29 protein-coding genes are annotated in these 25,896 nt (G+C 45.0%); 9 read left to right on the plus strand and 20 right to left on the minus strand.

Features of this window, described 5'->3' with window-relative positions:
* Together secD and yajC are read right to left on the minus strand one after the other, a co-directional pair.
* Positions 1-1,878 (minus strand): protein translocase subunit SecD, encoded by a 1,878-nt coding sequence (secD, locus tag ACFBZI_RS08305; RefSeq protein WP_375715860.1) that lies wholly within the window; start codon positions 1,876-1,878, stop codon positions 1-3.
* A 268-nt stretch (positions 1,879-2,146) separates the two neighbouring features.
* Positions 2,147-2,479: a preprotein translocase subunit YajC gene (yajC, locus tag ACFBZI_RS08310; protein WP_375715861.1), complete on the minus strand. Its 333-nt coding sequence runs from the start codon at positions 2,477-2,479 to the stop codon at positions 2,147-2,149.
* A 539-nt stretch (positions 2,480-3,018) separates the two neighbouring features.
* Between yajC and ACFBZI_RS08315 the strand changes: the two genes are divergently transcribed.
* The 3 genes from ACFBZI_RS08315 (at position 3,019) to ACFBZI_RS08325 (ending at position 8,219) form a co-directional block, all read left to right on the plus strand.
* Positions 3,019-4,158: a CNNM domain-containing protein gene (locus ACFBZI_RS08315; protein ID WP_375715862.1), complete on the plus strand. Its 1,140-nt coding sequence runs from the start codon at positions 3,019-3,021 to the stop codon at positions 4,156-4,158.
* A gap of 317 nt (positions 4,159-4,475) precedes the next feature.
* A complete protein-coding gene (locus tag ACFBZI_RS08320) occupies positions 4,476-5,033 on the plus strand; it encodes a DUF4440 domain-containing protein (protein WP_375715863.1) in 558 nt (185 codons plus the stop codon).
* A gap of 294 nt (positions 5,034-5,327) precedes the next feature.
* Complete coding sequence (locus ACFBZI_RS08325) at positions 5,328-8,219, plus strand: lytic transglycosylase (RefSeq protein ID WP_375715864.1); 2,892 nt, start codon at positions 5,328-5,330, stop codon at positions 8,217-8,219.
* A 339-nt stretch (positions 8,220-8,558) separates the two neighbouring features.
* Here ACFBZI_RS08325 and ACFBZI_RS08330 read toward each other — a convergent pair whose 3' ends face one another.
* Positions 8,559-10,391 carry a phosphoenolpyruvate carboxykinase (GTP) gene (locus ACFBZI_RS08330; RefSeq protein WP_375715865.1) on the minus strand — a complete coding sequence of 611 codons (1,833 nt, stop codon included), beginning with the start codon at positions 10,389-10,391 and terminating at the stop codon, positions 8,559-8,561.
* 405 nt (positions 10,392-10,796) lie between these two features.
* Between ACFBZI_RS08330 and radA the strand changes: the two genes are divergently transcribed.
* The gene (radA, locus tag ACFBZI_RS08335) at positions 10,797-12,215 is read left to right on the plus strand and encodes a DNA repair protein RadA (protein WP_375715866.1); all 1,419 of its coding nucleotides are present in this window, start codon (positions 10,797-10,799) and stop codon (positions 12,213-12,215) included.
* A gap of 249 nt (positions 12,216-12,464) precedes the next feature.
* On the opposite strand, the gene ACFBZI_RS08340 is transcribed toward radA, so the two are convergent.
* From ACFBZI_RS08340 to cysT, 3 genes are all read right to left on the minus strand, one after another.
* Positions 12,465-13,184 (minus strand): sulfate/molybdate ABC transporter ATP-binding protein, encoded by a 720-nt coding sequence (locus ACFBZI_RS08340; protein WP_375715867.1) that lies wholly within the window; start codon positions 13,182-13,184, stop codon positions 12,465-12,467.
* Between the two features lie 73 nt (positions 13,185-13,257).
* The gene (gene cysW / locus ACFBZI_RS08345) at positions 13,258-14,097 is read right to left on the minus strand and encodes a sulfate ABC transporter permease subunit CysW (RefSeq protein WP_375715868.1); all 840 of its coding nucleotides are present in this window, start codon (positions 14,095-14,097) and stop codon (positions 13,258-13,260) included.
* A 136-nt stretch (positions 14,098-14,233) separates the two neighbouring features.
* Positions 14,234-15,112 carry a sulfate ABC transporter permease subunit CysT gene (gene cysT / locus ACFBZI_RS08350; RefSeq protein WP_375715869.1) on the minus strand — a complete coding sequence of 293 codons (879 nt, stop codon included), beginning with the start codon at positions 15,110-15,112 and terminating at the stop codon, positions 14,234-14,236.
* Between the two features lie 536 nt (positions 15,113-15,648).
* On the opposite strand from cysT, the gene ACFBZI_RS08355 reads away from it, so the two are divergent.
* The 4 genes from ACFBZI_RS08355 to ACFBZI_RS08370 all read left to right on the plus strand — a co-directional run bounded on the left by ACFBZI_RS08355 (position 15,649) and on the right by ACFBZI_RS08370 (position 19,229).
* Positions 15,649-16,143 carry a hypothetical protein gene (locus ACFBZI_RS08355; RefSeq protein ID WP_375715870.1) on the plus strand — a complete coding sequence of 165 codons (495 nt, stop codon included), beginning with the start codon at positions 15,649-15,651 and terminating at the stop codon, positions 16,141-16,143.
* 57 nt (positions 16,144-16,200) lie between these two features.
* A complete protein-coding gene (locus ACFBZI_RS08360; RefSeq protein ID WP_375715871.1) occupies positions 16,201-17,385 on the plus strand; it encodes a DEAD/DEAH box helicase in 1,185 nt (394 codons plus the stop codon).
* Positions 17,386-17,393: 8 nt separating this feature from the next.
* Positions 17,394-18,572 (plus strand): radical SAM family heme chaperone HemW, encoded by a 1,179-nt coding sequence (gene hemW, locus ACFBZI_RS08365; RefSeq protein ID WP_375715872.1) that lies wholly within the window; start codon positions 17,394-17,396, stop codon positions 18,570-18,572.
* Positions 18,573-18,668: 96 nt separating this feature from the next.
* The gene (locus tag ACFBZI_RS08370; protein ID WP_375715873.1) at positions 18,669-19,229 is read left to right on the plus strand and encodes a tRNA (cytidine(34)-2'-O)-methyltransferase; all 561 of its coding nucleotides are present in this window, start codon (positions 18,669-18,671) and stop codon (positions 19,227-19,229) included.
* 107 nt (positions 19,230-19,336) lie between these two features.
* Here ACFBZI_RS08370 and ACFBZI_RS08375 read toward each other — a convergent pair whose 3' ends face one another.
* The 6 genes from ACFBZI_RS08375 to ACFBZI_RS08400 form a co-directional block, all read right to left on the minus strand.
* Complete coding sequence (locus tag ACFBZI_RS08375; protein WP_375715874.1) at positions 19,337-19,588, minus strand: helix-turn-helix transcriptional regulator; 252 nt, start codon at positions 19,586-19,588, stop codon at positions 19,337-19,339.
* Positions 19,588-19,974: a septal ring lytic transglycosylase RlpA family protein gene (locus ACFBZI_RS08380; protein ID WP_375715875.1), complete on the minus strand. Its 387-nt coding sequence runs from the start codon at positions 19,972-19,974 to the stop codon at positions 19,588-19,590. Before ACFBZI_RS08380 ends, ACFBZI_RS08375 begins: the two co-directional genes overlap by 1 nt.
* Before the next feature lie 68 nt (positions 19,975-20,042).
* A complete protein-coding gene (locus ACFBZI_RS08385) occupies positions 20,043-20,291 on the minus strand; it encodes a hypothetical protein (protein ID WP_375715876.1) in 249 nt (82 codons plus the stop codon).
* A gap of 15 nt (positions 20,292-20,306) precedes the next feature.
* Positions 20,307-20,714 (minus strand): hypothetical protein, encoded by a 408-nt coding sequence (locus ACFBZI_RS08390; protein WP_375715877.1) that lies wholly within the window; start codon positions 20,712-20,714, stop codon positions 20,307-20,309.
* Positions 20,715-20,795: 81 nt separating this feature from the next.
* Positions 20,796-20,936 (minus strand): hypothetical protein, encoded by a 141-nt coding sequence (locus ACFBZI_RS08395; protein ID WP_375715878.1) that lies wholly within the window; start codon positions 20,934-20,936, stop codon positions 20,796-20,798.
* A 50-nt stretch (positions 20,937-20,986) separates the two neighbouring features.
* Positions 20,987-21,547, minus strand: a complete 561-nt coding sequence (locus ACFBZI_RS08400) for a BRO-N domain-containing protein (protein ID WP_375715879.1) — start codon at positions 21,545-21,547, stop codon at positions 20,987-20,989.
* A 368-nt stretch (positions 21,548-21,915) separates the two neighbouring features.
* Here ACFBZI_RS08400 and ACFBZI_RS08405 point away from each other — a divergent pair, with 368 nt between their 5' ends.
* Positions 21,916-22,326 (plus strand): type II toxin-antitoxin system HicB family antitoxin, encoded by a 411-nt coding sequence (locus ACFBZI_RS08405; protein ID WP_375715880.1) that lies wholly within the window; start codon positions 21,916-21,918, stop codon positions 22,324-22,326.
* A gap of 204 nt (positions 22,327-22,530) precedes the next feature.
* On the opposite strand, the gene ACFBZI_RS08410 is transcribed toward ACFBZI_RS08405, so the two are convergent.
* The 8 genes from ACFBZI_RS08410 to ACFBZI_RS08445 all read right to left on the minus strand — a co-directional run bounded on the left by ACFBZI_RS08410 (position 22,531) and on the right by ACFBZI_RS08445 (position 25,183).
* The gene (locus ACFBZI_RS08410; protein WP_375715881.1) at positions 22,531-23,043 is read right to left on the minus strand and encodes a single-stranded DNA-binding protein; all 513 of its coding nucleotides are present in this window, start codon (positions 23,041-23,043) and stop codon (positions 22,531-22,533) included.
* Positions 23,040-23,252, minus strand: coding sequence for a hypothetical protein (locus tag ACFBZI_RS08415; protein WP_375715882.1), 213 nt, complete (start codon positions 23,250-23,252; stop codon positions 23,040-23,042). The genes ACFBZI_RS08410 and ACFBZI_RS08415 overlap by 4 nt, the downstream gene beginning before the upstream one ends.
* Positions 23,242-23,544: a hypothetical protein gene (locus tag ACFBZI_RS08420; protein WP_375715883.1), complete on the minus strand. Its 303-nt coding sequence runs from the start codon at positions 23,542-23,544 to the stop codon at positions 23,242-23,244. Before ACFBZI_RS08420 ends, ACFBZI_RS08415 begins: the two co-directional genes overlap by 11 nt.
* Positions 23,535-23,882, minus strand: a complete 348-nt coding sequence (locus tag ACFBZI_RS08425; RefSeq protein ID WP_375715884.1) for a hypothetical protein — start codon at positions 23,880-23,882, stop codon at positions 23,535-23,537. The genes ACFBZI_RS08420 and ACFBZI_RS08425 overlap by 10 nt, the downstream gene beginning before the upstream one ends.
* Positions 23,883-24,380 carry a siphovirus Gp157 family protein gene (locus ACFBZI_RS08430; protein ID WP_375715885.1) on the minus strand — a complete coding sequence of 166 codons (498 nt, stop codon included), beginning with the start codon at positions 24,378-24,380 and terminating at the stop codon, positions 23,883-23,885.
* Positions 24,377-24,511, minus strand: coding sequence for a hypothetical protein (locus ACFBZI_RS08435; RefSeq protein ID WP_375715886.1), 135 nt, complete (start codon positions 24,509-24,511; stop codon positions 24,377-24,379). Before ACFBZI_RS08435 ends, ACFBZI_RS08430 begins: the two co-directional genes overlap by 4 nt.
* Positions 24,508-24,732: a hypothetical protein gene (locus ACFBZI_RS08440; RefSeq protein ID WP_375715887.1), complete on the minus strand. Its 225-nt coding sequence runs from the start codon at positions 24,730-24,732 to the stop codon at positions 24,508-24,510. Before ACFBZI_RS08440 ends, ACFBZI_RS08435 begins: the two co-directional genes overlap by 4 nt.
* Positions 24,733-24,847: 115 nt before the next feature.
* A complete protein-coding gene (locus ACFBZI_RS08445) occupies positions 24,848-25,183 on the minus strand; it encodes a hypothetical protein (protein ID WP_375715888.1) in 336 nt (111 codons plus the stop codon).
* Between the last annotated feature and the right edge of the window lie 713 nt (positions 25,184-25,896).

A 25,896-nucleotide genomic window follows, 5' to 3' on the forward strand; every position in this document is an offset into this window, starting at 1 on the left:
CTAACCAATGCTAAGTTTTGTTAAATTTTTGCGATTGCCATACCAAATTTGGATCATGGCTCGTGTAACGATAATCGCCGTAAACATTGAGCTGATGATACCGATGGCAAGCGTTACCGCAAAGCCCTTGATGGGGCCTGTACCGATGGCAAATAGGATAAAGGCAATCAACAAAGTGGTGATGTTGGCGTCAAAAATCGAGCTAAAAGCACGGTCAAAACCAGCGACAATCGCCGATTTGGCACGCACGCCATTGGCAAGCTCTTCACGGATACGCTCAAAAATCAGCACATTGGCATCAACCGCCATACCGATGGTCAAAACAATACCTGCAATCCCCGGTAGGGTCAATGATGAGCCAATGATGGACATGATGGCGACCATCATAATCAGGTTAAAGGCAAGTGCGATATTGGCAATCACCCCAAAGGCACGATAAAACACAATCATCCACAAAAACACCAGCAGATAGCCGACTTGGGTTGAGAACAGACCTTTGTCAATATTATCCTGACCCAGTGATGGGCCAATGGTACGCTCTTCAACAAAGTACATCGGTGCCGCCAAAGCACCTGAGCGAAGCAGCAGGGCAAGTTCGGCAGCATCAGCGTCCGAGTCCAGACCTGTAATCACAAAAGTTGAGCCAAGCACCGCCTGAATGGTCGCACGGTTAATGATGCGAGATTCGGTATAAGGCGTGCGTGTTTCAACAAGTTCACCAGTTTTTGGATCTTCATTAAAGGTGATACGCTGTTTATTTTCGATAAATAGCACCGCCATTTGCTTACCGACTGCGGTATGAGTGGCATTTTGCATCAAGCGACCACCATTGGCGTCTAGCGTGATGGCGACTTGTGGGCGACCGTCTTGATCCAGACCAGACTGGGCGCCTTGGACACGCTCACCAGTGATGATGGATTGGCGGTTTAATAGCATCGGCTGACCATCTAGCGTACCAAATGGGAAGGCTTCTGTGCCAGCAGGTGGAATGCCGCCAGCATAATTGGCGTCTGCTTCGCTAACCATGCGAAATTCAAGGTTTGCCGTGCGTCCCAAAACACGCTTGGCTTCGGCGGTGTCCTGAACCCCGGGCAGCTCAACGACAATACGGTTTGTGCCTTGTGATTGTACCAAGGCTTCCGCCACGCCAAGCTCATTGATACGATTGCGTAGTGTGGTTAAGTTTTGACCAACGGCGTATTCATTGATTTCTTGAAGTTTGGCTTCGGTGTAGCTCAACTCAAGGGCAGCCCCTTCGGTATCAGCATACGGACGCAGTGCAAAATCCAATCCCATTTGCTTTTGTAGCAGCGTTTGGGCGGTGTTTCGGTCATCAGCATTGGCAAAGTTTAGCACCATGCCGTTATCGGTTGTTTTTAGACTTTTGACAGAAATTTGCTTGGTACGCAAAGTACGGCGGACATCTTGGCTGGCAGTGGCTAGGCGTCGCTCCAGTGCTTTTGCCATATCCACTTCTAGGACAAAACGCACACCGCCACGCAAATCCAGACCCAGTTTCATCGGCTTGGCACTGATATTACGCAGCCATTCGGGTGTGGTTTGGGCAAGGTTTAGGGCGACAACATATTGCTCACCCAAATCACGGCGTAGCACTTCTTGGGCTTTGAGTTGGTCTTCGGCATTGGACAAGCGTACCAACGCACTGTTATTCTCAAAACTGCCATCGTGATAATTCAGTCCTGCCTTGCCTAGTAGCGTCTCGGCTTGTGTTAGGACATCAGGGGTGAGTTCGGTGCCTGCCGTTACGCCTGTGATTTGCACAGCAGGTTCGTCGGGGTAGAGATTGGGCAGTGCATAAATGCCAGAAATGACAAGCACCACAGCAATTAATATATATTTCCAAGCAGGGTAGTGCATAGAGTATTCTTATTTAGTTAATCAGGATTTATGAATTTATTCATATGATTTGATAAAGCAAAAACTGGAACAAATTTGATAAATCCTGCGTCAAAAACAAACCCAAGCTGGTGGCAGATGACAATCCGTTTTGGCAAATTAAGCAGCTTAAATCCATGAATTTAGACCATTGAATTAAATTTAATCTAAGTAAATTTAAGTAAATTTGACAAATCATTGAGATAAACCAAAAATATTTATCATCGGCCACTTACTTGGGCAAATCAGATTAGATATTATCAATCGTACCTGCTGGCAATACCATCAGCACGCTGGCACGCTGCACTTTGACATCGGTTGAGTTGCTCAAAGTGATGACGGCATAATCGCCTTCGACTTTTTTGATGCGACCAATCAGACCGCCTGCAAAGACCACTTCGTTGCCTGCCGTCAGACCATCGACCATCGCTCTGTGCTGCTTATTGCGTTTAGATTGTGGGCGAATAATCAAAAAATAAAAAATCGCCACAAACACCACTGGCAATAGCAAATTCATCCACATCGGCTGCTGTGCTGGTGCTTCAGCCGCTGCGTGTGCTGTGTTAATCAACAAATCGAACATAACCGCTCCTTTAAATATAATGATTGATAAGTGCAATTTAATACTTGGTACAATTTGTTTAATAAAATGTTCATAAAATTAAAATACAAATTGAGTCAAGCATCAATTGACTTAAGTTTAATGGTTAAACTTGATAAAAATTTAATAAAAACTTGATGAAATTTTATAAGATAAACAATCAAGATAAACAATTTAATCCAATTAATCCATCGCTTTACTTAGCTGCCGTTGATGATTTAGATGATTTAAGAAAAACTCTTAAAAACTTGGCAAACACCGCAAAGCAAAAGGTAAAATAACCCACATTGTAGCATATTTTTGGCTTGCTCGCTTGGGTTTTTGGCATATCCGTGGCACGCTAGCATTATCAATACAAAAATACTAAAAACAATACTTGCAGTTTGCTTATTTTTCACTTAATATGGCGGTAATTTTTGCAATTTATCACCCTTATGCCCCGACCAAGAACTTTGATTATCGCTGATTTTTTTTCCAATTATTTTCGCCATATTTTGATAGCTGCCACTGCTTTATTGGCAATGTCTAGCCCACTGATGGCAAATGCCGCTTTTCAGCTTGGCGGTGATAGTGTTAATCTTGCCTTATTAATCTTTTTTATTTCTTTGTCGTTGATTGTGTCTTTTGTTTGCTCGATTTCTGAAGCGACACTATTGACCATGACGCCTTCGTATATCGACACGCTTGCCGAAGACAACCCAAAGCATGCAGAACTACTTAAAAATGTCAAAGTGGATAATATCGAAAAATCCATTTCGTCAATTTTGACATTAAACACCGTCGCTCACACGCTAGGCTCACTTGGTGCAGGGGCTCAGGCGGTGATTGTGTTTGGCAATGCGTGGTTTGGCGTTTTTAGTGCGGTGATGACTTTGCTGATTTTGATTGGCACAGAGATTATCCCAAAAACCATCGGCACGGCATACTGGCGACGCTTTGCCGTTGGCGTGGCGTATTATGTGCGAGTGATTAACATTGCTTTGATGCCCATTATTTGGATTACCGAAAAAATCTCACGGCTTTTGACTCGTGGCCATCAAGACGACGGCTTTAACCGCCATGAATTTTTGGCACTTGCCAACCAAGGCGAAAGTTTGGGGCATATGAGCGAGATGGAAACTCGCATTATCAAAAACTCGCTGGCACTTGGCATGATTAATGTCGAAGATATCGTAACCCCACGCTCGGTGATTACTGCCTTTGACGAAAATATGACCGTCGGTGATGTGTTTGCCAAATACCCCAAATTGCCGTTTTCTCGTTTTCCGATTTTTAATGAAGATTTGGATCACACCACAGGTTTTGTCCTAAAATCTGACTTGCTTATCGCCAAAGCAAACCAAGACATTCATACGCCAGTCAAGCAGTTTTGTCGTGATATTAACTTTGTGTTTGCCAAGATGAAACTGCTGGATTTGCTGGATTTGATGCTAAAAGAGCGAGTGCATATCGCTTTGGCGGTGGGTGAGTTTGGCGAAGTTAAGGGCTTGGTGAGCCTTGAAGATGTGCTAGAAACCTTATTGGGGCTTGAGATTGTCGATGAGTTTGACCGTGTCGATGATATGCAAATTTTGGCACGCCAACTGATGGAACGCCGCATGGCACGACTGGGGGCGAAACTTGAAGAAGATGACACGCCAGCACAGACACCAAGCCATTAACCTTGACCGCCTTTGATTTGATGTGTCGGTTTGGTGCAACGGTACAGGATTTCCTATAATTGAAACAAAATGTTACAAGCTGGTTATGATGGCTTAAGTTTATCGTGTTATTGTACTAAAGTAAGAAAACTAAGTCTTGCCAAGCGTCTGGCGTTTGTTGAATATTGGCTTGATTGATAAATTTGAATTGGTGAATTTGATTGAGAAATTCAGCTGACAAAATTTGCCATCAAGCCGCTACAACACATTTAATGACACATTGACACTTTGGCAAAAGATTCATTCCATTTGATAAACTGATTAATAAGGGTTGTTTTATGAAACATAGCACCCGCAACATTCTAAAAAAAACCGCCACCGCCAGCGTACTGACTGCTGCTTTGGGTACGGCGGGTAAATTACTGGGTAAGCCGATGACCAAAGGGCTTGGCTTGGGGTTATTTGTGGGCATTGTTGGTATCCAAGGGCTGATGGCAACGCCTGCTTACGCCATCAGCGATGCCGACATTGGCCGCTATTCAACAGCGATGAGCAGTGCTGCCAATGCCCAAAACATTGCCCAAGTCTCACGACTTATCGCCGATGATGCAATCATTTCTTTATCCAGAAATGGCAAAACGACCAATCTGGACAAAGAAGGCTATCTGCAGCTATTACAAAAAAGCTGGGCAAAATCAAGCGGTTATCGCTATCAGATCGAGATTAGCGATGTGGTTGCCACAGGTGATCAGGCACGAGCCCAAATGACCACAACCGAAACTTGGCTGCAAGATGGCAAACCTGTAACCATCAAAACTTCATCACGAGTAACGATTTCACAGGTGGGCAATAATCCTGTGCTGCTGCGTTCGGTGGCTCAAGTTACTATTAATTAAACCAATTAAACGCCAATCAATACCAAAAACAAACCCAAAAATCATAAAAATATCTCTGATGTGTATTTGCTACAAAATATCGCCAGAGATATTTTTTATGGCAGTTTATGACAATTTTATGGCGATTTTAAGGTGAATTATGGTGATTTTTGGCTGATGTGGTTGATAAAATGGCAAAAATAAGGCATTATTAACCATTTGCATGCGGCGAATTGCTTTTGGTTGATTTTTATCACGCCAAGCGGTTTGGCGATGTTTTATTTTGTTGCTTAGGCAACCAAGCCACTAAAGGATATGACAATGACAAAATCCAATGATATGACGCCTTCTAAAATCCTAAAACCGCTCAGTCTTGCCATTTCATCTTGTATCTTGGTTGCTTGTAGCAGTACTGGCACTGCCACCAAGCCAACGCCTGCACCCACTCGCACGCCAACGCCCACCAAGCCCATTGTGATTGAGCATAATGGCACGCCAAGTGCTGGCACAGGCGGGGGGATTTTGGACGCCCAGATGTTAGACACGCTTGAAAGCCTACTGCAAGCCACCGATATGACGATGGTAGAAGGTGATGAACTGGCGGTAAAACGCTATGGCAACCTGTGGGATCGTGTCCGTCGTGGCTATCGTCTTAATGAAATAACCAACGCACGCATCGAAGCCCAAAAATCGTGGTTTTATACTCGCCAAAATTATCTGGACAGACTGACAGCTCGTGCATCTCGCTATCTATACCATACTGTTGCCGAAGCAGAACGCCGTGGCATTCCGTCAGAGTTGGCACTGCTACCGATTATTGAAAGCTCCTACGACCCAACTGCCACCAGTAACGCTGCTGCTGCAGGTCTTTGGCAGTTTATCCCAAGCACAGGGCGTATTTATGGCCTAAATCAAAACCAAAGCTATGACGGCCGCCGTGATGTCATCGAATCCACTCGAGCGGCGTATGATTTTTTGACCAGTTTGTACAATCAATTTGGCTCTTGGGAGCTGGCTTTGGCGGCATATAATGCTGGGCCGGGGCGAGTATCACGAGCTATCCGAGCCAACCAAGAGCAGGGCTTGCCGACTGATTATTGGTCGCTAAAATTGCCTACCGAAACCATGAACTATGTGCCACGCTTTTTGGCGGTGTCGCAAATTGTCAAATCACCAAACAGCTACGGCATTTATCTGCCTGCCATCGCCAACCACAACCACTTTCGCACCGTGCCAGTTAATTATGGCGTCAGTCTGTCGGAAGTATCAAGCGTAACAGGCGTTTCGGTTGATGAATTACGCTTGCTAAACCCAGCACTGCTAAATCAAACCATTGATGAGATTGGCCCAAACCGCATCGTTATTCCAGACAGCTTGCCAAGCCAAGTCGATGCTCAATTATCCGCCCTAAAAGGCTATGGCTTTGGCGGTGATTATATCGCCACTGCTCCTGCTCAAAGCATCAGTTATGTCGTGCCAAAATCAGGGGCAACGACCAGCAGCAGTTCTCAACAAGAGCTGATTGCGTCCAACACTTTGCCCACAACCATCGCACAAGTGACGGCAAATAACACCATTATCCAAGAGCCGCCATTGTCGATGGCAGAACGGGATTTGATTGTTGCACAGATTCAAGCAAGCACCACCGACCCTGTACTCAGTCCGCAAGATGGTAATATTCAGCTTGATGCTGTCCAAACCAGTCAATCGGTGCTGGACGCTCGTGGCGAAACCAAAACCCTAAAATTTGCTGGCAGTCCAACGCCTGCAATGCCTGTACAGCCACAGCCGATGCCAAATCCAACGCCAGCACCAGTCATCAATCAAACACCGAACACGGTCGTGCAACTGCCGCCACCTGTTGTGCAGCCAACGCCTGTCGTTGTGGTTAATCCTGCACCGATTGTGGTACAATCCCAGCCACAGCCACAGCCACAGCCACAGCCACAGCCACAGCCACAGACGCCACCAGTGCGTCCAAATCCGCCAGCACAACCAAAACCAACGCCCAAACCCACCCCAAAACCTGAAAGCTACACTGTCCGTGCAGGCGATAGCCTAACTTCTGTTGCTGCGGCAAATGGTTTAACTGTTGCACAATTGGCAAGTTATAACAATTTGGCTAATGATGCTCATATTCTGACAGGGCAAAAACTTTGGCTCATTGCTGGCAAAGTCAAACCACAAACCCAAACCAGCACCCCAACACGCCAAAACAACAGCAACAGCAATAACAACACCAGCACAGCAACTCATAAAGTACAAGCTGGTGAAAGCCTAACCGCCATTGCTCGTAAATACAACATCAGCTTACAAGCCTTGGCAAGCGAAAACAACCTATCTGTTACCGATGGCGTGCTAATTGGGCAAACCCTAAAATTACCAAGTGGAGCAACTGCAGCAAGTACCACGACAGCTGCATCAAAAAATCAAGTACAAGCGGCAGCCAAACCCACCCCAAAACCTGAAAGCTACACTGTCCGTGCAGGCGATAGCCTAACTTCTGTTGCTGCGGCAAATGGTTTAACTGTTGCACAATTGGCAAGTTATAACAATTTGGCTAATGATGCTCATATTCTGACAGGACAAAAACTTTGGCTCATTGCTGGCAAAGTCAAACCACAAACCCAAACCAGCACCCCAACACGCCAAAACAACAGCAATAACAATACCAGCACAGCAACTCATAAAGTACAAGCTGGTGAAAGCCTAACCGCCATTGCTCGTAAATACAACATCAGCCTACAAGCCTTGGCAAGTGAAAATAACCTATCTGTTACCGATGGCGTATTAATTGGGCAAACCCTAAAATTGCCAAGTGGAGCAACTGCAGCAAGCACCACGACAGCTGCACCAAAAAATCAAGTGCAAACGGCAGCACCTGCCAAAGGGCGTACCAACATTGGAGCGACCGAAAAATACACCGTCAAAGCTGGTGAGAGCCTGACCGCATTATCCAACCGTTTTGGCGTGTCAATCAACGATTTGGCAGCGGCGAACAATTTGGCGACCAATGCCAATTTACGCATCGGACAAGTGATTCAAGTACCAAAAGTAACCACCACTTACACCGTCAAAGCTGGCGATGGCTTGATTTCTCTGGCTCGCCGTTATGGTATCAGTACCGAAGAGCTTGCCAAGATGAATAACCTGCAACCAACGGACAATTTGCGTATCGGACAAGTACTGACCGTGCCAAATAAATAACCTTGTCAAAGATTTGGCAACCCAGCCAAACACCCCAAAGTAATGTGCTTTGGGGTGTTTTTTAATTTGGTAAAATGGCTTAAAAAGAAAATAATGGCTTTTATCAGCACAATAGCACAATGCTTAAAATAGATTGTGCCAGATTGATATTTGGGTTTGATACCAAAATGCTTGATATAAATTTAAATTAATATCAATGATGATATTGGCACAATTTTAATAAGCATAAAATTTTAAATCAAAAACAGTTGGTCGATTTTTGTCATACTGGACGATGAAAAGGGCGGAAAAATCATTTTCCACCCTAAAATAGCCTTGCTGTGATTAATACTGTGCTAATTACGATGCCTGCACATCATTGATCAGTTTGGCATTGTGTCCTTTAAGTGCTTGCGGCATACGCTCGCCCAATTTTTCGAACAATTCGGCATGGCTTTGTAGCTCTTTGATCCACAAGTCTTTGTCTTGGCTAGTAACCAATTCAAATTGGGCTTGGCTAAAGTCAGACTCTGCCCAGTTGATGTCTTCATAAGTCGGTACTAGGCCAATCGGCGTCTGTACGGCATTTGCCTTGCCTTCGCAACGCTCAATGATCCATTGTAGCACACGCATATTTTGACCAAAGCCCGGCCATACGAAGTTGCCTTCTGCATCACGGCGGAACCAGTTTACTTTGAACATTTTTGGCAATTTGTTGCCAGCAGCAGCGGCTTTGGCACCGACGCTTTCGCCCATTTGTAGCCAGTGGTTGAAATAATCCGCCATGTTATAGCCAGCAAATGGCAACATCGCAAACGGATCACGGCGTACCACGCCTTGAGCGCCAGTGGCAGCGGCAGTGGTCTCTGAACCCATTGTAGCGGCTTTATAGACACCATCGACCCAATCAAAGGCTTCGGTTACTAGTGGCACAGTGTCGGCACGGCGACCGCCAAAGATAAAGGCAGAGATTGGTACGCCTTCAGGGTTTTCCCATTGTGGATCGATTGATGGGCATTGTGCTGCCGATACGGTAAAGCGTGCGTTGGCGTGGGCGGCACGCTCTTCGCCTGTGTGTGGTTCACGTTTCCAGTTGATTAGGTTGGCTGGGGCTTCTTTGGTTTTACCTTCCCACCATACTTCGCCATCTTCGGTAACAGCGACATTGGTGTAGATAACATCAGAAACCAGCGTACTCATGCAGTTGGAGTTGGTTTTGGTATTAGTACCGGGGGCGACGCCAAAAAAGCCTGCTTCAGGGTTGATGGCATATAGTTTGCCGTCCGCTGATGGCTTAATCCAAGCGATGTCATCGCCGACTGTTTCGACTTTCCAGCCTTCATAGCCTGCAGGTGGGATTAGCATGGCAAAGTTTGTCTTACCACACGCAGATGGGAAGGCGGCAGCGATGTAGTGTTTTTTGCCTTCTGGGTTGGTTACGCCCAAAATCAGCATATGCTCGGCCAACCAGCCTTGCTCACGACCCATGGCAGAAGCGATACGCAACGCTAGGCATTTTTTGCCAAGTAGGGCATTGCCACCGTAGCCTGAGCCAAAAGACCAGATTTCACGAGTTTCTGGGAAATGTACGATGTATTTGTCATCGTTGCAAGGCCATGCCACATCTTTGGCACCGTCTGCCAGTGGCGAACCCACAGAATGCACACAAGGCACAAACTCGCCATCAGTACCCAGCACATCATAGACGGCTTTGCCCATGCGTGCCATCTTACGCATACTGGCGACGACATAAGGACTGTCGGTAATCTCAATACCAATGTGGGCAATATGGCTGCCCAATGGACCCATGCTAAATGGCACGACATACATGGTGCGGCCTGCCATACAGCCATCAAACAATTCATTCAACTTGGCACGCATTTCGTTTGGTTCAATCCAGTTGTTGGTCGCACCAGCGTCAATTTCTTTTTCTGAACAAATAAAAGTGCGGTCTTCGACACGAGCCACATCTGACGGATCTGAAAATGCCAAATAAGATTTTGGGTGCTTTTCTTCATTTAGCTTAATCATTGTGCCATTATCAATCATCAAATCGATCAGGCGTTGATTTTCTTCGTCAGAACCATCGCACCATTCAACTTTGGCAGGTTTGGTTAATGCAGCAATCTGGGCAACCCAGTCAATCAAGGCTTGATGACGAACAAATTCTGGAGCAGTAATCTTAGTGGTCATGATTCAGTCTCATTTGATAAAAAAATGCAAAATTTGCCAAAAATGTTGGTTTTTGCTCATTCGTATCGAACAGGGCAAAATGTAACAAAACAATGCAAATCCGCCGAAAACCGTATTAAATCATAAAATGGCGGAAATTATAACTATTATAATTTAAATAAATGAATGTATTTTTTATTTTTATGGATAATTATGAATGATTTCATGAAATATTTTAATCGATGATTGAAATTTGTACAACAGCAATTGGGGTGGTTTTACGGTTTTTTGGGTGGGCTTGGGTGGTTGTTTGGTGGGGTGTTGCCTATTTGTCAAAACTTTTCAAAATCATGCCAAAAAATGCTACAATTTGCCACGACAATCACATAGCAATATCGCAATTACGCAAATACAAGGGCAATCATCATGGCAAAAGCCAAAAGCAGCTATGTCTGCCAAAACTGTGGGGCAATGTACGGCAAATGGGCAGGGCAATGCACCGATTGTGGCGAGTGGAACACGCTCATCGAAGCACCCAACACCAGTCTGCCACATCACACCAAGCCAAAAACACCGCCAGCTGGCACGACCCGCAAAGTGGGCAACTACGCAGGGGCAGTCAGTGGCGTGATGACCCTAGACAGCGTTGGGGTAACGCTTGAGACTCGAATGCCGACAGGGATTGGTGAGTTTGACCGTGTATTGGGTGGTGGCTTGGTGGCAGGTTCGGTGGTGCTGATCGGTGGCGATCCGGGGATTGGTAAATCCACGATTTTATTACAAACGGCGATTAACATGGCGGCAGGGGATTCGTTGTCTGGTTCGGCATTGTATATCACTGGCGAAGAAAGCCTATCGCAGGTGGCGATGCGAGCCAAGCGACTGGGACTACCGACAGACCGCCTGCGTGTGCTGGCAGAGACCAATGTCGATACCATCTGCATGGCATTGACCACAGAGCAGCCTGCCATTGCGGTGATTGATTCGATCCAGACTTTATTTACCGAGATGATACAATCTGCCCCCGGTGGCGTGGCACAAATTCGAGAGTCGGCAGCGATATTGACTCGCTACGCCAAGCAGACTGGTACGGCATTGTTTTTGGTGGGGCATGTGACCAAAGAAGGTGCGTTGGCTGGCCCCCGTGTGCTTGAGCATATGGTGGATACGGTGCTGTATTTTGAAGGTGAAGCTGACAGCCGTTTTCGCATGATTCGTGCAGTCAAAAACCGCTTTGGTGCAGTCAATGAGCTGGGGATTTTTGGCATGACGGATACAGGGCTTAAGGAAGTCGCCAATCCGTCAGCGATTTTTTTGAGCCGTTATGATAAGCCGATTGCAGGCTCGGTGGTGATGGTCAGCCGTGAAGGGACACGGCCGCTACTGGTTGAAGTGCAGGCCTTGGTGGACAGCTCGCAAGCACAGCCACGGCGTATGGCGTTAGGTCTGGATTATCAGCGGCTGTCCATGCTGCTGGCGGTGATGCATCGCCATGGCGGTATCCACACCAGTGGCATGGACGTGTATGTCAATGTCGTGGGCGGTGTCAAAGTACTGGAAACAGGCTCTGACCTTGCCGTGCTGTTGGCATGTGCGTCCAGTATCCGTGAAAAAGCCTTGCCAAATCGCCTGTGCGTCTTTGGTGAAGTGGGGTTGTCTGGCGAGATTCGCCCAGTGCCAAACGGACAAGAACGCCTAAAAGAAGCCATGAAGCACGGCTTTACTCATGCTATCATTCCTAGAGCCAATGCTCCAGCCAATCATGCCCAATTTGCAAATATCCAAATCATCGCTGTCGATCGGCTTGATGATGCGATTTATCAGGCTTTTGAGATTATCGGCTAAAGTGCCAAATGATTGTTTGGCTTTGTAAAATGATTGGTAAATTTTTTTTTTAAATTTTTAATGACAACTGCGGTTTAATGACAGATTTTTCTAAACGCTAAAATAATATCAATGAGCAAATCAAAAGTCCAAACAATCAACAAAAAAGCACAGAACACCGCCTGTGCTTTTTGTTTTAAATGAATTTGTTTGAATGATTTTTACATTAGTTTGTTAAATTAACTGATGAAATTTTTAAGTTCATCAAATTTACAAACCCAAAAAATCCACCACAAAATCACTGCCGGGTTTGGCAAACAGCTCATTTGGCGTGCCAATTTGTTCAATTTGACCGTGATTCATCACCACGATTTTATCAGAAATCGCTTGAGCTTCTTCTTGGTCGTGCGTTACCATGATGCTGGTGATGCCAATTTCTCGCTGAATGTCTTTTAGGGAATTACGCAGCTCTTTACGCACTTTGGCGTCCAACGCACCAAACGGCTCATCAAGCAGTAACAGCTTAGGATTGGTCGCCAATGCACGAGCCAAAGCGATACGCTGACGCTGACCGCCTGACAATTCGTGCGGATAGCGGTTTTTGGTTTGGGGCAGTTGCACCAACGCCAACAGCTCATCGACACGGCAGTTGATTTGTTCGGCAGTCGGTCGCTCACTGCGTGGCAACAAAGTCAAACCAAAGGCGATATTTTCGGCGATGGTCTGATGGCGAAACAGGGCGTATTGCTGAAACACAAAGCCAATGCCACGCTTTTGGACAGGCACATCGGTAACATCAACGCCATCAAAATAAATCTGCCCATGGTCAGCATTTTCAAGCCCAGCAATGATACGCAGCAGGGTTGTCTTGCCGCAACCTGATGGGCCAAGCAAAGTGGTCAATTCGCCAGTCGGCACTTCGATGCTGATATCACCCAAGGCAACAAAATCACCAAAACGCTTGTGGACATTGCTAATCTTAATACTCATGAATTATGCCTTTTTAATTTCAAAATTTTTTAGATTTTTTACAAATTTATCACGATAACTGATTGATAAGCGGCTATTTTTTGTGGCTCATCACGCCTTGCACCACCAAAGTTACCAACGCCAATAACGCCAGCAGACTGGATAGGGCAAATGCCAAAGTAAAGGCGTATTCGTTATAGGCAATCTCAATCATCAGCGGCATGGTGTTGGTTTCGCCACGGATATGCCCAGAAACCACCGACACCGCCCCAAATTCACCCATCGCCCGAGCATTGGTCAAAATAATACCATAAAGCAACGCCCATTTGATATTTGGCAAAGTAACCTTCCAAAACATCTGCCAACCGTTCGCCCCCAAAGTCAGGGCAGCTTCTTCTTCGCTATCGCCTTGGGCTTGCATCAGCGGAATCAACTCACGAGCAATAAAGGGAAAGGTAACAAACAAAGTCGCCAGCACGATGCCTGTTGTGGCAAAAATAATCTGAATGCCCATGCTCTCAAACCAGCCACCAAGCAAAGTATTTGCCCCAAAAACCAGCACAAACATCAAACCTGCAACCACAGGCGACACCGCAAAGGGCAAATCTAAGAGCGTGGTGATGATAAATTTGCCACGAAATTTATGGCGAGTAATCAGATACGCCAACGCCACGCCAATGATGGTATTAATCGGCAATACCAGTGCTGTGGTCAGCAAAGTCAGCTTAATTGCCGACAAACTGTCAGGTTCAAGCAATGCCGCTTGATACGCCTGCCAGCCGTCTTTGAGTGCTTCATAAAAGATGGACAGCAAAGGCACAACCAGCATCACCGCCATAAATGCTACTGCCGTGGTAATCAGCAGCCATTTCACCCAAGGTTTATCTCGTGTGGCGGGGTTATTTTGATAGGCGTAGGTATTTGAACTTGCCATAATTTGCCTTGATTTTGGTTAAATTTAGTAATTTGTAATTTTAAAAATATTTGGATAATTTGCTAAATTTTAATCAATTTAGTTGGATAATTAATTCATAATTAAATTAAGTGGTAATGAATTAATTTACCTATCGTTAATTGGTTTTCGCCCCCAAGCGTGCGGACAATTTCCACTGGGCAAAGTTAATCGCAAACAGCACGATAAGCGAAATAATCAGCATAAACAACGCCACGCACGACGCACCTGCCACATCAAACTGCTCTAATTTTGAGACGATAATCAGCGGCAAAATCTCAGATTGCAGCGGAATGTTGCCAGCAATAAAAATCACCGAACCGTATTCGCCAGTCGCTCGAGCAAACATCATGCCTGCCCCAATGAGCATCGCTGGCATAATCTCAGGCAAAATCACACGGCGAAAAATGCTCAAGCGATTGGCTCCCATCACCGCCGCCGCTTCTTCAAATTCAACGGACAGCTCGGCAAGCACTGGCTGCACGGCACGCACGATAAATGGAAAACTCACCACCACCAACGCCAGCCAAATGCCAATCGGCGTAAAGGCGATTTTTATCGGCTCGCCAAACAGCAGCATGCCAAGTTTGGTAAACCATTGCCCAAATAAGCCGTTGGGGGCGTACAAGGTCGCAAGGGCAATCCCCGTTACCGCTGTCGGTAGGGCAAATGGCAAATCCACCAAAGCATTAATCAGCGATTTGCCCCAAAATTGATAACGCACCAACACCCAAGCAATCAAAGTACCAAAAACCAAATTGGTCAAAGTCGCCAACGCCGCCATGGACAGCGACAATTTGATGGCGGCAAACACTTGCGGCTCACGAATGGTGCGGACAATATCGGCAAAATCCATCTGCAAAGTGGTAATAATCATCATCGCAAATGGCAAAATCACCAAAAGCGACAAGGCAAACACACTCACGCCCATACTTAGCCCAAAAAATGGCATCACTCGGCGATTGCGATTTTTGCGGTGTTTGGCTGGGTTTGGCATGCAGGTTTCCTATAAAATGCGTCATGGCTTGGCTAAACGCACCAAGCCAAATTGCGATATTATTTATTGAAGTGTTAAGCAAAGTTTAAGCAAATAAGTATAAAAAAATAAGTATGAATAAATATCAAGCGAAATAAACATTGAATAAATTAAGCAAATGTTGATCAAATCGCAAGCAAAACAACCAACAACATAGCTAACAATTGCTTAATCATCGCTTAATTAGTTCATTAATTATCAATTTATTCGCTATTGACCATCGGCAAATCCGCCAAAGTCAAACGATGGCTGTACTTTAAGCGATGCACCATAAAACTGCCAGAGCAAAAATTGAATTTTTATTTTCTTAAATGGAATTTATAGACAAATCATGCCATCAATGCTGCCCAATCGCTAAAAAGCGGTCAATAATGACAAAAATTTGCTCAATAAGCAAGCGATTGGCAGATTATTTATCAATTTAATCAATTTGCTTTGAAAATCATGGGCAAACATGCGATAATGAGGACACTTATTCATTCTATTAGGATTGGACCATGTTAAAAACACTTGCAAAATCGACTTTGGTATTGGCACTGGCAGCATCACCACTATTTGCCGTATCGGCAGATGCTAAGACCACCAAGACCACTAAGACCGCCAAAACTGTACAAACCACACAAAAATCAGCTGCCGCCGCACCTGCCAAGACGCAAGCTGACGAGTTAAGCGACGAACAAAAAGAGATCTTACAGATTTGTTCAGTGGCTGCCGACAGTGTGGCAGATATTGCTTTTGCTCGCCAAAGCGACATCGCCAAAGCTGTGGTGGTGAAAGGTCTGGAAGAAGAAGTTGCTGAAATCCAAAAACACACAAATCCAGAATTTGCAGGTATGTGGTCGCAATTTTGGAACAGTGCTGTTGAAGAGCTGTACAAACAGCCCATCGAAAAAGACGACGCCAAAAAGTTAGAGTTTGTCAGTGCGGCAGGCCACAATGCATTTGCTATTTGCCTAGAGAATTTCACTCAAGAACCAACTGTCCAAAAGTAATTTGCCAAAACCATGAATTTGCAAAAATATCAACATTAGCATTAGCGAATCACAATCATGACCGATACCGTTTTTACAGATTTTAATGATTTGCCACTTTCGCAGACGACGCTAAAAGCTGTGCGTGCGTTGAATTTTGAGAAATTGACACCGATTCAGGCGCAGATTTTGCCGCACACTTTGGCAAATCAAGACGCCATCGGACAGGCACAGACTGGCACGGGTAAGACAGCGACTTTTTTGATTACCATCATTGAAGCGTTGATGAAACGGCCGTTTGGCAAATCAGAAACACGCTATTTGGGCGAGCCACGGGCGTTAATTTTAGCACCGACACGAGAGCTGGCACAGCAGATTTTGGCAGATTGCCGAGATTTGACCCGTTATAGCGATTTATACAATCTGTGTATCACGGGCGGTACGGATTTTGATAAGCAATACGAACAAATCCAAAAAAAGCCGCTGGATATTTTGATCGGCACACCGGGCAGAATCATTGACTGGGTCAATAAAGGCGTGCTGTTTTTGGATCGTGTTGAAGTGTTTGTGCTTGATGAAGCAGATCGCATGCTGGATATGGGCTTTATTCCTGATATTAAGCGAATCGTCCGCCAAATGCCAAGCAACACCGAACGCCAAAGTTTGCTATTTTCGGCAACCTTTAACCAAGATGTGATGAATCTGGCGTATCGCTGGCTTTATCAGCCTGCTTTTGTTGAGATTGCCCCAGAAAGTAAGACCAATACCGCCATCGATCAGCAGTTTTATCTGTTGACCGAGCGTGAAAAAATGGCGGCACTGCGGCAGATTTTGGCAGACGATGCTGTCAAAAAAGTGATTATTTTTGCTAATCGCAAAGACCAAGTCAAGCGATTGTATGACAATTTACGCCGTCACCACGAAATCACCATGCTCTCTGGCGATGTCGTGCAACAAAAGCGAGAACGCTATTTGCAACGCTTTAAGGACGGCGATGTCAATATTTTGGTGGCGACCGATGTGGCAGGGCGTGGCATTCATGTTGATGATGTCAGCCATGTGATTAATTACACCTTGCCTGAGATGCCTGACGACTATGTGCATCGCATTGGGCGTACAGGACGAGCAGGGCAAGAAGGCGTGTCCATCAGCTTTGTCAGTGAAAACGATGCCTTTAATTTACCAGCGTTAGAATCGCATGTGGGCATTAAGTTTAAATTACATCAGTTTGAATTTCATCATGATGATGAATTGTTATCATAGGCGAAATCATGTTGCCTGATTTTCGGTTGTCGCCTGATAACATTCCTTTATCGTTGTACATTCACATTCCTTGGTGTATCAAAAAATGCCCTTATTGTGATTTTAATTCGCACGCTCTGCCAGTGGTAGCACCGTTTGATGAGTATGTCGATGCACTGCTGTTGGACGCTGCCGCCCAAGCCGATTTGAGCGGCAATCGTGCCATTAGCTCTGTTTTTATCGGCGGTGGTACGCCATCTTTGTTGCCTGTTGCTCAATTTGCTCGCTTATTGAGTGGTTTGCGTGCCATTTACCCATTTGCCGATGATTGCGAAATCACCTTAGAAGCCAATCCCGGTACGCTTGAACACGCTCCCTTTGCCGAGTATTTGTCATTGGGGATAAATCGCTTATCCATTGGCGTGCAGAGCTTTGATACCAGTGCCTTGCAGACACTTGGGCGGATTCATAACCCAAGCCAAGCCATTGCCGCCATTGATGCTGCCAGAGCTGCTGGCTTTGACCGTGTTAATGCCGATTTGATGTATGGTCTGCCCAGTCAAAATGCTGATAAAGCGGTGCAGGACATCACGACAGCAGTGGCAGCAGGGGCGACACATTTGTCATGGTATCAGCTGACCATTGAGCCAAACACTGCCTTTTATCGCACGCCGCCTGATTTGCCCGATGATGAGATGATGGAAGCCATCGAAATCGCAGGGCGTGATGTACTGACAAAGCACGGATTTTATAATTATGAAGTCAGTGCTTGGGTGGGGCAAGCGGACAAACCTTGTCAGCACAATCTTAACTATTGGCAATTTGGCGATTATCTCGCCATTGGTGCTGGCGGTCATGGCAAAATAACCTTGCATAACCATCATACCCATGCTGATGGCATTTATCGCTATCAAAAATCACGCCTGCCCAAGGATTATTTGGATTTTGGTGATGCACCCAAGATGGTGAATTTTTGTCCTGTTGCTGATGAAAATTTGCCCTTTGAATTTATGATGAATGCCCTGCGGCTTAAAGATGGTGTCAGTACCACGCTGTTTGAGACACGCACGGGGCTTTTGGTAAGTACCATTGATAATGAAATGATGCCATTGCAGCATCAAGGTTTGATGGTGGCAGACCCTTTGCGTATCGCACCGACAGCGTTGGGATTTCGCTATGTCAATCATTTGGTGAGCCAGTTTTTGTAATTTCGATTCTTTATAAATTGCTCATTCATAAATGATAATTTTTTCACCATTATTTATCCAATTTTTAAATAAAATAAATTGATTAAGTGGTTTATCATGACAGATGCCTTGATTCACATTGTGCTTTATTCGCCAAAAATCCCCAATAACACAGGCAGCATCATTCGCCTATGTGCCAATACTGGGGCGCAGCTGCATTTGGTGCGGCCGCTAGGCTTTGAGCTGGACGACACTCGCCTAAAGCGGGCTGGTCTGGATTATCACGAATACGCCACCATGCAGGTGCATGACAGTTGGGCGGACGCCAGACAAGTCTTGCAAGCGGCAGGCGTTGGCTGTGTGGTAGCGATGACCACCAAATTTAGCCGTCCGTTTTATGAGTATCGTTTTGGTGTAGGCGGTGATTTGCAGGGCAATTTGTCAGATGATTTGCCAAAAGTGGCGTTAGTTTTTGGTTCTGAAACCGATGGCTTGCCAGACGATGTGCGTGCTGATATTGGCAGTGATCATTGGCTGCGTTTGCCGATGCTACCACAATCACGCAGCCTAAATCTGGCAAACAGCGTTGGCATTTGTCTGTACGAAGTGTGGCGACAGCTGGGTTTTGTTGGCGATGTGGGGCAAAGTGTGGGGTATCATAAGCCGACTTCAAGATAATATAACCTATTTGATTTTATTGGATATAAATTTTTATACATATAATTTAGTATTCAAATTAGTAAACATTTTGCATAAAAAAAGCCCGCAATCGTGCGGGCTGATGCTTATTTGGATAAAAGTTTGTTTTTTGTCTGTGCTTTATGGTTTTGGCAATCCATGGCATGATTTTCAGCCCACTTTAAGACTGCTTGATTGTCAAAACGGGGCTTACCATTCAAATAAATCGGCTCTGGAAACTTGCCACTATTGTACCAGCGACGCAGTGTCGTACGGTTGATGTCTAGCATTTTTGCAAGTGTTGCCAAGCTGGAATAACCAATATTCGGTAAATTAATTTGCATATTATCACTTTTCATTATTGTAACTTTTCAATCTTAACTCTAACTTTTCCTTGCCCAAGCGGTGCAATTCTTTTAAACGCCGCTTTTGACAGATCTACACTTACGCCATATTTACCAAATCCGCCACGGTCATTGACACGGCAGATGACCGATTTGCCATTGGCGGTGTTGGTTACTTTGAGCCGTGTGCCGAATTTGTGGCTGTTTGACGCACAAGTTAAGGCATTTTGGTTAAAGCGTTCCCCGCTTGCGGTCTTGCGACCATGGAATTTATCGCCGTAGTAGGTGGCATAAGTCGTACCTGCATCAGCTTGTTGTATAATCGCTATAACTGCACTGGCTATCATTAAGAAAAAAACAACCCTAGCAGCAAGCAACGCTATTTTTAATTGTCTGTCCATACTAATCTCCGAACATTAACCATACAATCATTAAAATCATTAGAATAAGCGGTAGTAATTGACTCTGATTATCCATCTAAGCCGTTCTCCTGTATTTGGCGTTCCATTAATACGTTATCAATTTGCTGTACTGTCGCAAGTACTAGCTCATTGGTGAAGTCGTACACATAAGGATTTAAATTCATCTCACCACTTGCCGTCTTGCGACCATGGAATTTATCGGCGTAGTATGTAGCGGTGCTGGCTCGTGCTTCACCGATGATAATCGCCAAAGCAAACAAAACCACGGCTATATATAAAATTGTGCTGTCTTTCATGTTCCAATCATCTCCTTAGGTTCTAATACGAGCAAAGCTCTTATAACTGTCTGGGCTTAGCGTGGGATTTTCTTTATAAATCTCGTCAAGGTGATTAACCACCACATGATAAATATCGCCAAAGCGGCAAGGCTCGGTACGGTAGCCATCGACAAAAGTGCGGTTAATCTGCTTTTCTTTTATCACAATCTCAATATGATAAACACGCTCGCCCAAGGGTGGCTTGTCTTGATGCCAATCGCCAAACCATTGACTGCGTCCAAAGATTTCTTGGGAGCTGATGCCATATAGCGGAAATTGCCAATAGCCAAAGCGGTCAGTGCCAAGCTCGGCTTGTAGGCGGTGTTCGTGGTCTAGCTTTCGTTGGTAGTTGCGTTTGCCTTGTTGGTGTTTTTTGGCAAGTTTTTGTTTGCGGGTTTTCATGCTTGCTCCTTGTTTTGCTAAATTTTGGGTGAAGTTCGCCCACCCATGCCATACGGCATGAGCAGACAAAGGGGGTGAAAATTAACGCATGATTAGGGCGTTACCGCTGTAATAGTTCATGCGGCACTCGTTGCCGATACGCTCAAACATCGGTGAGCCGTAGCGGTTGGTCAGTGCCATCTCTTGCGACAGGCGGATAATATCGGCTAGGGTCTGACGCACAGGGGTATCTGATGGGGCGTGCAGATACTGGGTGAGTCTGGCATACTCGTTCAGGTAGGTATAGCAGTCAGTGTCTGATACAGTTTGGGGTCTGCTTGCATCATCAGGCTATGCACATAGGCGATGGCAGTAGGGATTTGGCTGGTGGTGAGCTGATCGGCAGACTCGACATTCATATACTCATGCACCAGCTTCCAAGCGGTGGGATAAGTATAGCCATACTGCTGGGCTAGGCGATTGACCGCCATCACCAGCCCTTTACGCTCGGCGGTGGTGGATAGGGGGTTGGTGGTTGGCTCGCCCACTTCTTTATCCAAAATATCTAGCACCCACTGGCGAAATGCTTTGGCAGTCGCTGTACGGGCAAACATAGCGATAAGGTGGCAACCACGCAGGGAGAAAATGCGGATTTTAGCATTTTTCATTTGTGGGTTGGGAATAAGTGCGGTCATTGATGAAATAAATTCATCAGAATTGGAATTATACAAATTTGTTACGGATTTATCACTTGCATAACCCAACGCTTTGGCAAGGTCAGATGATGACAGCCAAATTTGATTATCCAATTTAGCAGGGGTTAAAGTGATATTGTGAAAAGTGAGCGTTTGCATTTGAACATACCTTTTTGATAGGGTTAAATTTACCTAAATTTCTCGTGTCATTGATTTAGTGATACGGAAGAATTAGGGTGGTAAACGGCTCAAAACCTGTGTTCAATCAGGCGGATTTATTCGTGTAGCAAGCTACCTTATTTCATCGCACCGTTTACCATAATCAAAAAGGATTATGCTTTTAGCCTTAGGATAGGCAAAAAAATTCACGCTGACGGGGTGATTACCGTTGAACAAATAGGCTTTTGAGACCGTACAGCCATCATACCCCACTTTTTTTGTGCTGTCAATGGGGTTTGAAAAAATACATGGTATGGCGTACTAAAACAAGCTAAAATAGCCCAGTCTTGCCAAAAACAGGAGAATATATGTTATATCCAGTCGCTATCGAAAAAGAAGTTATCAATGGTAAAGCCGTCTATGGTGTGGTCGTGCCTGACCTTTTGGGCTGTGTCAGCGTCGGCGATAGTTATAGCGAAGCGTGCCATAACATCGCAGAAGCCATCAGCCTGCATTTGGACGGTATGGCACAAGATGGTGATGATATTCCCATGCCCAAGAGTATTGATGATTATATCCACCACCCTGATTATGCAGGTATGTATTGGGCGATGGTAGAGATTGATTTAACGCCGTATTTAGGCAAAGCCGAAAAACTTACCATCACTTTGCCCCAATCGCTGCTATATCGCATTGACCAAAAAATCCTTGCTAACAAAAGCTATTACAAAAGTCGTTCTAACTACTTGGCACAACTGGCGTTGGCGGATTTGGGGTGATAGCCGATAAAAAGCGGTCATTAAGACCGTTTTTTTTGCCCTTATCAAGGTTTGATTTTTATATTAAAAAAGCTCGTATCGTGAGCCAGCCGATGATTGCCCAGTCAAATGACACTATCAATCATTGCTGATGTTATAGCCCCCACATGTTGGGCAATGACCGCCACCGTCAGCTGGGCGTGTCATTTTTTCGCTTATGAAAACTTAAAACGGAATATCACTATTATTCACCGCAGGGCGTTGCATTGCCGTCTGTGGTGATGGCTGTGGATAGCCTTGTTGCCCTTGATATTGTGGCTGGGCGAACTGTTGATTAAACTGATTATTCACCTGCCCAGTTGTCCCAAATTGGGGCGGTTGTTGAGCATTATTTTGGGTGTTGTTTTGTGAGCTGTCCAGCATTTGCAAATTTTCCACTTGGATATAAGTGCTGTATCTGTCTTGCCCTTGGTTGTCTTGCCATTTGCGAGTTTTGATTTTGCCGTCCACATAGATTTGTGAGCCTTTTTTTAGGTATTGACTTGCGACATCAACCAATTTTCCTTGAAATTGGATTGTGTGCCATTCGGTGTGTTCTTTTCGTTCGCCAGTCTGCTTATCAGCCCAGCGTTCCGATGTTGCCAGTGATGCGGTGGCGATTTTATCACCGCTTTGAAATTGGCGGACTTCAGGGTCTTTGCCCAGTCTGCCGATTAAGATCGCTTTGTTTACGCTCATTGTTTTTTTCCGATTGTTGTACTTAGCAGATTGTTCAATTTGGCATTTTGCCGCTCGATGTTGTCCAAATGTTCATTGGCATCTATCAGCTCAAACATTTCATCAACGGATATTTGTGCATTATGGGCGGCGTGATAGATGACTTCATCAATCAATCTTGCTTGGCTTTTGTTACATTTTATCAGCTGTGCAATCAGTTCATTGTGCATAACCAGCCCCCAAGCCGATCAGGTAGTCTCTCCAACCTGTAAAGTGTGATTGGGCGATGGTTTCCATGGTGATGCTTCGTGCCGATTGTTCTTGCAAAACTTGCTGTCTAAGTTCAGGGGATAGGCTATCAAGCAAGCTTATCAGCTCGGCTTTTTGGGCGTCATTGATATAATAGCCTGCCGTCTCAACTGGTGGCTTGCTGTATTTTGAGCCATCATAATTGCCAAAATAAATATCAGCAGCGATGCCCACCGCCTTAAACGCCACAGACAAAGCATCAGTTACCGCCATTTGTAGCCGTCATCATTGGACTGTAAGCCGTTTTTGTTGCTCTCGATAATCTCCGAACCGCCAATACCGCTAAACTCTTCGCCCCATTGGTCATTGAGCTTGGTTTTTACCGCCACTTCGGCAAAGCACATGAGCGAGCCGTTGGGGTGTGGCTCGCTCCATGTTCTGACGATGCGATAAGTCCAGCCATGTCCGACAACCCCAAAGCATTCAGTCATCATCATTAGCCGCCATTGCGGATTGATGTCTGATTTGCCTTTGAGTTTGCCAAATCCAATCGGTTTTAAAAACTGCTCAGGAACCCGAGCAGCTTTATTCCACAAACTAAGATTATCCATTTAACCAATCCTTATGTGCTTATGCTGCACCAGTGCAGCACCTGCAATCACTGCCCCTGCTTTGAGTGCCTTGGCAAGTGCGGTATTGTTGGCTTTGATTTCCACTTTTTTAAATTCATCTGGCAAGTCATCAGCACTTACCGACAGCTGCACGGCAGCAGGGCTATTTTGTAGGCGGATAGGCATAACAGGGTCATCAATCCTATCAATATTGTTATCAAGCATCGCCTGTAGCATGCTGTGCTTGAGAATGTCGGTGCGGTTTTGTAGCACTTTTTTTCTTGCCGTGAGACGCTTGATTTCGCCATCTAAGCTGTCAATGTCTGCTTGCGTGTTTTTGACAAACTTGCCGTAATTGACCAGTTTATCGCTCAAATCGCTTTTGAGATTTAGCAGCTCATCAATGATGGACTGCGGTGGGGTTTCGCCAGCTTCTAGCATTTCGCCCAAGGCGGTCATGCCGTCTTGTAGCTCTTGGTTAATTTGATATAAATTCATATTTCACTCCCAAACGGTAAACCAAATTCATCTGTCAGTAGGTCAAAATACTGGCGTTCATCATCAATTTGCATCTGTTCATCTAACGAAAATTGCTCATCGATATAATCGCTATAATCGGCATCGTTCATTGTGCTACTCCTATCGCTGGCTCACAAATCCCTGCATGTAACGCCAAATCGATAACCAATTCGGCGTCTTGGCTATCGGACAAATCTAATGAAATTTCGTGCTGATTAACAAAAACTTTGGCGGCGGTAATGAGCGTGCGATTATCGTCATAAACAACCGTTAGTTTGCTTACTAGGCGGCTTTCGGTTTTGCCGATACGCTCGCTGATAATCTCTTGCATCAATACCCCCACAGGCGTAAACTGCCATCAATGCACAGCATAAACAGATACGCCAAAATCATGGCAAAGGGCAATACGCTAATCATATCTTTTAGCGTCATCAATAAAACTTTTCTCATGCGACCATCTCCATGTTGTTTAGCTCGGATAATAGCCATTGGTTGATAAATGGCTTAAATGCTTGGGTGATATGCTTAGGCAAGCTGCTAATAAAGGCGTTGCCATCGTAGATTTCGACCAGATGATGATCGGTAACTTCGGCATATCGGCTGTGATAGTAGCGTATGCCGTCTTCATCGTGCCAATCGCCATCATGGTCAAATTTAAACCTGATGCACACATAGGGGTAGTCATCATGCTCTGCTAATCGCTCGGCGTACTGCAAGTAGATTTCGCCTGTTCGGCTCTCAAGGCTATATTCATGGTCTGACTGGGGACAAAGCTGTAACATAAGTCTCTCCTTAGTTAATCCAGCATTGCCAACGGCAAAACCATTGGCAATAATTGATTAACTCCGTTATCTGCCACGGTGGTTTGGGCTTTGTTATCAAAGGCGATAACGCCGTGATTTTCCCTGCACGGTAGGGCTTCCAGGCTGTTAAATAATTAAAATCAGTTTCATTGGCTGATGGGGGTATTATAGCTACAACTATAATTATAAGCAAGTAAAAAATAGCAAAAACTATATTTTATGATAAAAAAATCTATAAATTATTGATAATTATAACTATTTTTTAATGGCTATTTTTTTTAAAGAAATAAAAAAGACAACAAAAAAACCACCCGTGGGGGTGGTTGTTTTACGCTTCATAATAATATGATAAAATGTTGCAGAAAGATTATCAGGGATATGGATTAAAAATATTCCCATAAAAAACAAAAGACCCCAACCAAAGCTAGAGTCTTTTGCCGACTAGGAATGACACATCGGTTATGATGATACCCAGTCCACATGCCTATTATATGCTTTTTCTTTTATGAGTACAATAGTACAATCAAAAAAAAGAACAAAAAACCACCCATGGGGGTGGTTTGGGGTGAAAAAAAACGACCCTGCATTCGCAAGATCGCCCAAGTTGCACTTGTTTTATCGGTCAATCAGCATCGTACTAAAAAACACCATGCTTGATAACCGTAGTCGTGTGCGTCTAGGAATTTTTGAGA

Source organism: Moraxella marmotae (genome assembly GCF_042219885.1).
Lineage (GTDB): Bacteria > Pseudomonadota > Gammaproteobacteria > Pseudomonadales > Moraxellaceae > Moraxella > Moraxella marmotae.